We start from the raw sequence: 2,259 nt of genomic DNA, 5'->3' as shown, positions 1-2,259 counted from the left end.
ACTCATAGATGAGGTTGAACGGTTAGGTCTGTGGAATCTCGCAGAAAGACCTTTTGATTTGGATATCATCATAACGAAGTGGTTGGATGATCAATCTCTTGATGGGCGACTAAATCTGCTACAACACAGTGTTGATGTTCGTCTTAATGAGGTACATAACAATGCTCGAAAGCCTCTCAACTTAGACAAGGCCCGTGAAGGTGCTCAACGGTTGGCTGCCGCTGTTATCTTAACGGGTAATGTAGGGATCAATGTGCCTGATGCTGAAAAGATAAAGCAAGGAATTGATGCCGACATCATTCTGTACGACTGGGAACGAGAAGACGTTAAGTCTTTACTTGAGTGTGGTTTATTTAATGACATTATTTACGGCGCAGTAAGGTTTCGTCATAGGGATATTCGTGAGCTATTAGCAGCACAGTTTTTTGCTGGTTTATTGAAAGAAGAAGGTTTGCGCTCCCAAATCGAGTCTTACTTTATTCGAGAAGTTTTCGGTGAAACTGTTATTACCCCTTTATTTCGTCCGATATTACCATGGTTAATTTTATTTGATGATCGTCTACGAATTAAAATCTTGGATATCAAGCCTGAAATAGCTATAGAAGAAGGCGACCCCTCTCAGCTGCCGCTATCAGTAAGGAGGCAAATCCTTTCTGATGTTATAGCTCAAATTGCTGGTGATAAAGATGACTATTCTACTCAAGGTAACACGGCTATTGCCCGAATTGCCCAGCCAGATCTAACGACGGATGTACTCAACCTCATCCACAAATATGTAGACAATGATGACGCATTATTTTTTCTTGGCCGTTTAGTCTGGCAAGGGAAGATGAGTTCTTGTACTGAACCTCTTGTAGAAATTGCTGTATCTAGCAACCGAGATAAGTACGTCAGAATTGCATCAGTACGAGCTGTACTAGCTTGTGGGAACGAAGAACAAAAATACTATATCTGGCGAGAGATTATTAGTAGAGGGGAAATCCCTAGAGAGCTGCTTAATGAGTTGGTTGATCATACCGCATCCGACGAATTTTCTATTAAATATTTAGTTAAATCAATTCATTACTTAGTGGGGGCGAAAAGGTTTGAAGTATCGCGCTTGGAGCGAACGCTGCATGATTTTATCGAGAGAACAGAGATCAAACTTATTCCTGAATTATTAAAAGGGCTAGGTAGTTACCTTAGTGTTGCTCCATTTATAGAGAGAGGAGAATGTAGGGTATCTAAACAATATTCATGGTTGTTTGGTTCTGCTATCAAGTGTTTGGAAAAGCTAGTAGTTAATAGAGAACCATTTGCTTTGTCAGAGGTTTCATTATCCATTTTAGCAAATGCAGCTGCTTTGCAATTTTGGAGAGAAGATAACTTAGACGATTTTGAACATGACCTTGATAATCTAGTACCTGAATGGCAGGAACTTAATGATGCGTTGTATTGGCATAGCATAGAGAAAGCAAGAAAATACCTAAGCGAGCAAGATAAGCCCCTGACTGATGATTGGCGCATCTCATATTTAAAACATTTTTGGGCTTTCAATCGAGATGATTTCTCAAGGTTAGTATCATTTGTTAGTACTCGCCTTGAGAAAGATGACCGATTAGTCGCACTGAATGCTGCATTCAGGCTCTATCAACAGCTAGGCTCGCCTGTAAACATGCTAGAAGATCTTCGTATTGCTGTCTTTGGTGAAGAAATCTTAGTTTCACGATTAGAGAGTTTGTTAAATCCGATAACTCTTGAACCGACGCTAAGATACGAGGCTCAGCAAGCGAAGTATCGTCGAAAAGCTGAAAAAAAACAGAAAGAGCGAGAAAGTAGTCGAATAGGGTGGATACAGTCACTACAACGAAACCCGTCTCAGATTACGACTCCAAAGGTAAAATCTGGCGAAATTACTAACAACCATGCCTGGCTATTAAATGAGCTAGAAAAAGATAGTTCAGTCACAAGTCGAAGTAGTGCAAGCCAATGGGAACGGCTAATTCCTGAATTTGGCTTGGAAGTGGCAAATGCATACAAAGAGTTTTGTATGAATCATTGGCGAAATTTCCGCCCCAAATTGTATTCAGAGACCGAGGTTGATAATTCAATCCCCTATGCTTTGTTGCTTGGCTTAGCAGGGCTAGAAATAAAAGCAAAGGAAGACTCTAACTTTCCTAAGTCTATGAGTGATGGAGACCTTGAAACTCTATTGCGCTATATAACGTGGGATATAAACGGATTCCCAAGTTGGCTTGAGGTGGTACATCGAACTTATCC

General features: G+C 40.5%; 1 pseudogene. It reads left to right on the top strand.

From position 1 onward, the window contains the following. Nucleotides 1-2,259, top strand: a pseudogene (locus I3255_RS13765) (hypothetical protein); the annotation flags it as partial.

The sequence above is a fragment of the Psychrobacter sp. Ps6 genome (genome assembly GCF_022129235.1).
In the GTDB taxonomy this organism is placed as follows: Bacteria; Pseudomonadota; Gammaproteobacteria; order Pseudomonadales; family Moraxellaceae; genus Psychrobacter.
This window is presented reverse-complemented; position numbering and strand designations above follow the sequence as displayed.